Source organism: Robinsoniella sp. (genome assembly GCF_034124845.1).
Window position 1 is genome coordinate 1 of sequence record NZ_JAWYAJ010000608.1, and the last position, 6753, is coordinate 6753.

Genomic DNA, 6753 nt, shown 5'->3' on the forward strand with positions numbered 1-6753 from the left:
TATATCGACGAAAGAACCATGTACCTTCACCATGACCGGCATTTACAGACTTATGTAGACAATTTAAATAATATTCTGAAAACCCAGCCTCAGCTGCAGAATATGACCTTGGAGCAGCTGATTCTCCATGCTCCTTCACTTCCTGAAAATATCAGAACACCGCTTCTGAACAATGCAGGGGGTGTCTATAACCATCGATTTTACTTTAACAACATGGCAAGCCCCAGCATTGACAGGCCTTTGGGTACATTTGCATTTTATCTGGACCAGACTTTTGGAAACTTTCAGAATTTTGAAGACCAATTTTCAGCTGCCGCCTTGTCCGTCTTCGGATCCGGATATGCCTGGCTGGTTGCAGATCGTGACGGAACGCTTCAAATTATAACTACTGCCAACCAGGACACACCGCTGCCCATGCATCTGCATCCCCTGCTGAACCTGGATCTCTGGGAACATGCCTATTATTTAAAACATTTTAACAACCGTACATCTTATATCAAAGACTGGTTCCACCTTGTTAACTGGAAAACCGTAGCACAGAATTATCTTGCATTTATTAATGGCTATACTTAATTAAAAAATGGGAGAATGCAGGAATTTGAAATTCCCCATTCTCCCAACTTCGTTCTATCTTCTATTCAAGATTGCTCTTTTTATCAATTTCACAATTTCAGACACCAATAGTACGCTAAACCCAGCTGCAATAATTTTACACCACATCAGAAAACTTAATGGTACCGTTCCAAAGAAAGCCCCTCCAAACTGGGTAATGATTACCTGCAGTGCAAAAGTAAGTGCAAAAACACCAAGCATCAGCCTGTTGGATGCAAGATTACAGAAAATACTGGTATCGGAAAGCTCCCGGCTGTTGAAAGCATTGAATAACTGAAAGACCACAAACAGCGTAAACAAAATGGTGGGCAGTTCTCTTTGCGCACCTCCCAGAAAGTTAAACCAGTGCTGCCCCATAAACACAATGGAGATATACAACCCGTTAATGACAATTCTTGACAGCATGCTTTTGGAAACAATGCTGGTATTTCTCCTGGTTGGCCGTTGCTTCATTAAATCACCGCGTATGGGTTCCAATCCCAGTGTAAGTGCAGGCGGTCCATCCATGATAATATTGATCCACAGCAGCTGAAGAGCAGAAAACGGAGCGGCAAATCCAGCTATAATAGAAGCCAGAACAACAATAACGCTGGATAAATTAACCGTAAGCTGAAACTGGATAAAGCGCTGGAAATTCTCATAAATTCCCCGCCCCCACTGAACCGCTTTCACAATCGTGGAAAAACTGTCATCCAGCAGTACAATATCGCTTGCTTCTTTGGATACTTCCGTTCCTGATATGCCCATGGCAATTCCAACATCTGCATTCTTAATCGCAGGCGCATCATTAATTCCATCACCGGTTACGGCTACTACATCCCCTCTGGCTTTCAGGGCTTTTACCACGCGCATTTTAACTGTTGGAGTACTTCTGGCTATTACCCGTATTCTGGGCAGCGTCTCTGCCAGCTGTTCTTCACTCATGCTCTCTATGACCTTGGCTTCCACTGCAATGTGGTCATCGTCCAGCAGCTGCAGTTCCCTGGCAATGGCAGATGCCGTGATAATGTTATCTCCGGTCAGCATTTTTACATCGATTCCCGCTTTGCGGCATTTGTCTACGGCTGTACAGACATCTTTTCTCAGTGGGTCCGTAATAGCACAAAAGCCGTCGAAATGCATCCCCTCTTCCAGCTTCTGACGCTCCTGTTCGAAATCTGTAATCTGCTCTGTGTACGCTCTGTGGGCAAAAGCAATGACACGAAAAGCTTTGCTCTCATACTCATACATCATTTCCTGTGCTCTTTCTTTTTCCCACTTTGTAAGCGTGCACATATCCAGAATTTTTTCCGGGCTTCCCTTAGAATAAATATGATACCCCCCGGCATCCAGCTGGATCGTTGTCATGTTCTTCGTTTCGGAGGAAAAAGGAAATACATATGCAATTCGGAAACTATTTCGTATATCTCTGTAATTACCGATTACCTTATTTGCGGCAACCAGCAGCGCACACTCGGTAGGGTTTCCGATAAAATGATTTTCACCTTCTCCACACCTGATATCAGCCGTACTGTTCAGACAGAAATTGCGGATCAGATGAACATCCCTGACCTGATCGGGATAAACCATATCCCTATCCTGACAGACCTTGGTAACCGTCATGCGGTTCTCAGTCAGCGTCCCGGTCTTATCCGAACAGATCACATTGATACAGCCCACTGTTTCGCAGGCAATCATTTTTTTCACCAAGGCATTCTGTTTGGACATTTTAATAATGTTAATGGAAAGAGACACCGCCACAATGGTGGGAAGCCCTTCCGGCACTGCTGCTACAATCAAAACGATGCTGGTAATAAATGCTTCAGAAATGGTCTCCCAGGTTGCCATCCCGTTGAAGGTAAATAAGAATACCTGGAGCAAAAATACCACCGCCGCGGCTGCGGCACCCACAATCGTAATCTTTTTCCCCAGTGCAGCTAATTTTTCCTGCAGGGGTGTACTTGTTTTATCCTCTGCCGAAAGTTCCGAAGCAATCTTACCAAACTCTGTCTGTCCGCCAACTCCGGTTACTGTCATTTTCCCCGTACCACTGGTAATGAAACAGCCTGAATAAACCATATTCACTCTTTCCGCAACGGGAGTCTTTTCATCCTTTAGAATTACCGAATCATCTTTTTCCGACGGAAGACTCTCTCCGGTAAGCGCTGATTCATCTGCATGAAGAGAGTTGCTCTCAATTAAACGGCCATCTGCCGGTATCCGGTCTCCGGTTGACAGACATACAATATCGCCCGCCACAATATCCTTTTGACAGACCATGGAAGCTTCCCCGTTCCTGATAACTTTCACCATGGTATCATCTGTTATCTTGCTTAATTCCTCAAATGCCTTGGCACTCCGCCCTTCCATAATCACAGTGATCACTACTGATAACGAAATTGCGGCAAAAATGCCGATACATTCCAGATAATCCGCTTCCCCTCCGGTCATTGCTCTTGAGACATTTACTCCCAGCGTAATGAATCCCGCCAGGATCAACATGATAATCATTGGTTCTTTTGCCGCATCCCAGATTCTCCGTCCCAAAGAAACCGGTTTTTCTTTCTTCAGGATATTGGCACCATTTTTTCTCCGGCTTTCTTCTACCTGCTTGGAAGTGAGTCCTTTGTGAACATCACTTTGAAAATACTGTACCACTTTGTCTTTCGGCTCCAGATAATATTTCATATCTTTTCCTCCTTTTTGTCTTGCAATCAAAAAGACCCAGGTACAGCACTTAAGCTATACTTGGGTCAAAAAAAGACGCATGTATAGTATAAGTCCTATACATGAGTCTCATTATTTAAGGCAAGCCAGACCAATTGGTCAGTATGTTGACTTGACACGTACCTTGCGATACGCCAACTACTCCCTCACGGGTGTTTTCAATTGATGATATTCTATCATTAAGACTGTGGGATGTCAATTACTTTTTGTAAAGGACATAATATGCCGCTCCCTGGAGAATATCCTGTTTGAGTATTACATATTATTGCCCAGCTTACTATGGATTTCTGCCATCTTCTTCTCCGATAATGGATAAGCAATTACCAGAATTGCCGCAGCCAGCAGCATAAGTCCCGGAATCAGCAGAATAATATTCTGCAGGCTCACAAGCTGTGATCCTACCAGTTCTGCGCCGGCAACGTATCCCATACTGGACAGGAGCCAGTTGATCATACCGCTTGATATAGCAATACCAAGCTGAATCGGGAATACATACAGCGACATAATAAATCCGGTTGCATTCAGACCGGTTTTCGCCTGATAATACAGGGATGAATTTACAAACTGAATCGGGCCTGCACATGCATTTAAAGACATACCGAAATAAATCAGTACAAAGCCAACTCCAAACATCATAACGCTTGGGGGCATAAAGCGGGGCAGCAGGGCACCTACCACATAAAATGCCAGTGCCAGGATTCCTGCATTTTTGGAGCCTGCTTTTTTAATAATAATTGGAGCAATGAGGCTGGAGCCGAGCGCTACCACGGAAGCAATCGTCATGGTTACGGTAATCGCGCTGAAATCATTTAATATGTACTGGTAATAGTAAGCAAATGTAGAGATGAAAATCATAAATGCCGTAAATTTTAATGTCTCTGATATAAGCATACAAATCAACGGCGGATTCTTAATTACACAATCCAGCATTTGTTTTGCAGACATTTTTGATTTTTTAATTTCATCGGGTACTTTCCCTTTTACATCATAGATATCGTATTTTTTACCCGACCATGCCGTTGCAAGATATCCCAGCGCTGCCAGTATCGCGATTAAAATTGCGGTATACTGGTATCCCTTTGCCTGATTTTCTCCACCAATAAACAATACCAGGGGCAAAAATGTAGCCGAAAACAAAATCTTCGCAATATCCTGATACTGGGACCGGCGTGTTGACAGTCTTCTCTGCTGGGAAGGATCCTTACTAATAACATTCATCAGGGACATCTGGGCATTGCCGCACAAACTGCTTGCTCCTGAAGAAATCGTATACGCCAGTGAATAAAATACGGCGAGGAACACACCGGAACCGGTAAATTTAGTAAAGGACAATATTGTAAATACAAGGGATAATGGAACCCCGATAAAGATCCACATCCGGTACTTACCAAATCTGGAATGCCCGTTTTGAACCATCGCTCCCAGAAGCGGTACAATAATTACAAACAGAAGACGCACAACAAAGCTGGCGGTTCCGAATACATCCGTTGGAACCAGGGCAATATCTGTCACATAAAAATTAAAATAACTGTTTACCAGGCTATAATACAGACTGGCGGTCAGAGTACCAACGGCAAATGCGCTGACGGTCAATTCGGGTAATCGTTTTTCATTACTCATCTTGAGATCCTCCTCTCAATACTACAGAACGTACTCGTTCTACAAAGCCAATTTTAAAATCTGGTAAATATCCTCTTCCTGTAAAGGAAATGCCATTCCTACTGCGGTAGTTCCGATCATTGCTTTCTCCGCCATGATGCGCAGCTTCTCATCACCAATGCCCGCCTCGCTTAAACGAAGCGGCAGCTTCATTTCCCTATAAAATTCTTCTAACTTTTGAATCCCTCTTTTTATGGTCCACTCTTTTTCAGCAGCGGCATACTCTACGTCAAAAACTCGCTGTGCAAACTGTACAAACCGATCCGGATCTCTTTTCCAGACATATTTCATCCATGCGGGGAATACGATGGCAAGTCCTGCACCGTGGGCAATATCATAGATACCGCTGATTTCATGCTCGATGTTATGGCTGCCCCAGTCTCCCAGGCGTCCCGCCATAAGCATACCGTTATTGGTAATATTAGCCGCCTGGTAAAGTTCAGCCCTTATGTCATAATGATCCGGATATTCCAGTGCCAGAGGCCCGTAATGGATTACTGTTTTCATGGCTGCTTCTAAAAGCCGGTCTGTTAAATCCACGTTTGGGGTATTTGTAAAATATGCCTCCATCAGATGTGCAAGTATGTCCACCGTTCCACAGGCAGTCTGATAGGGCGGAAGGGAATAGCTCATTTCCGGATTCAGCATGGCGAACCTGGGAATGATGCAATCTGAAAACAAACTGCGCTTCAATCCGGTTTCTTCATTTGTCAACACTGCGCAGTTAGATGATTCAGACCCCGTTGCAGGCAGGGTTAATAAAACACCGCAGGGCAGGGCATCCGTGATAAACCTGGTAAATGTCCCAAAATACTCCCAGATATCGCCGTCGCATTTTACTCCTGCTGCTATACTTTTTGCCGTATCAATTGCAGACCCCCCTCCAATTGCCAGCACAAAACCAATATCATGCTCCCTGCACAGGTCAATCCCTTCGATAACCTGCTTCAGCCTGGGATTTGGAACGATGTTTTCCAGATCGAAATAAGTGATTCCGTTCTCCGACAGGGATGATGCAACACGGTCATACAGGCCATTTTCCTTTATAAACGGCCCGCCCAATACAATGAGAACCCGCTTTGCATATCCTGCGATTTCTTTTCCGATCTCCAGTTCGCAATCTTTCCCGAATATTATTTTACCCGGGTTGTGGTAAACGTAATTTATCATGAGAATTCCTCCTTCCCGTTCCTGCTCTTATGACTGTTTCAGACGCACACCTGCGTTTGTACGCGTGCCGGAACCAGTTGCCTCCCGGATGGCACGCACTGGTTTCAAACGTTAACGCCTGCCCAGGTTATCCAGCAGCCCCATCATGAATCTGCGCCTGGTTTGTTCATCATCCGGCAGAAAGTCCAGATGCTTTAACAGTTCATTAAAGCCTTCAGGATAAGTGGTATAATTTATATTTTCATTTCTGCTTCCATTTTTGTTTTCATTTTCCGTTGCCATCTCTTTTCCTCCTCATCACGGGCGGTATTCGCGGACAAAATCGCAAACAGCCAAAAGATTTTCGGGATCTGCATCTTTGCGGTAGGACATCATCTTATCCTGGCTCATAATAAAGCCGCCTTCACTTCCCAGCTCATCGCACAGACGTTTCGCATAATCCAGACACTGCTGTTTCGTTCCGCTGCCCAAAAGACTCGCTTTCATTCCTCCGATCACACAGACATTGGGGAGGGCTTTACGCAGTTCAAAGATATCATCCTGCTCAACCAGCATACAGATATGTCCCTTTGGGTAGTCCTGGAAGTACTCTGCAAATCTCAAGAT

General features: G+C 44.5%; 6 protein-coding genes. 1 reads left to right on the plus strand and 5 read right to left on the minus strand.

Annotated features, from left to right (window positions below; genetic code table 11):
- The coding region (locus tag ACH2DQ_RS29875; protein ID WP_395028885.1) for a superoxide dismutase at positions 1-573 on the plus strand (573 nt) is incomplete at its 5' end.
- Between the two features lie 54 nt (positions 574-627).
- Here the strand turns inward: ACH2DQ_RS29875 and ACH2DQ_RS29880 are convergent.
- From ACH2DQ_RS29880 to ACH2DQ_RS29900, 5 genes are all read right to left on the minus strand, one after another.
- Positions 628-3279, minus strand: coding sequence for a calcium-translocating P-type ATPase, PMCA-type (locus ACH2DQ_RS29880; RefSeq protein WP_395028887.1), 2652 nt, complete (start codon positions 3277-3279; stop codon positions 628-630).
- A 294-nt stretch (positions 3280-3573) separates the two neighbouring features.
- Positions 3574-4938 carry an MFS transporter gene (locus tag ACH2DQ_RS29885; protein ID WP_394915132.1) on the minus strand — a complete coding sequence of 455 codons (1365 nt, stop codon included), beginning with the start codon at positions 4936-4938 and terminating at the stop codon, positions 3574-3576.
- A 39-nt stretch (positions 4939-4977) separates the two neighbouring features.
- Positions 4978-6147: an iron-containing alcohol dehydrogenase gene (locus ACH2DQ_RS29890; RefSeq protein WP_394915131.1), complete on the minus strand. Its 1170-nt coding sequence runs from the start codon at positions 6145-6147 to the stop codon at positions 4978-4980.
- 111 nt (positions 6148-6258) lie between these two features.
- On the minus strand, positions 6259-6429 hold the full coding sequence (locus tag ACH2DQ_RS29895) for a hypothetical protein (RefSeq protein WP_394915130.1): 171 nt from the start codon (positions 6427-6429) through the stop codon (positions 6259-6261).
- Positions 6430-6444: 15 nt separating this feature from the next.
- The coding region (locus ACH2DQ_RS29900; protein ID WP_395028891.1) for a hypothetical protein at positions 6445-6753 on the minus strand (309 nt) is incomplete at its 5' end.

Bases quoted from the DNA above. Each gene is read 5' to 3' on its own strand.
- ACH2DQ_RS29880 (WP_395028887.1), bottom strand. From the start codon at position 3,279: ATGAAATATTATCTGGAGCCGAAAGACAAAGTGGTACAGTATTTTCAA.
- ACH2DQ_RS29885 (WP_394915132.1), bottom strand. From the start codon at position 4,938: ATGAGTAATGAAAAACGATTACCCGAATTGACCGTCAGCGCATTTGCC.
- ACH2DQ_RS29890 (WP_394915131.1), bottom strand. From the start codon at position 6,147: ATGATAAATTACGTTTACCACAACCCGGGTAAAATAATATTCGGGAAA.
- ACH2DQ_RS29895 (WP_394915130.1), bottom strand. From the start codon at position 6,429: ATGGCAACGGAAAATGAAAACAAAAATGGAAGCAGAAATGAAAATATA.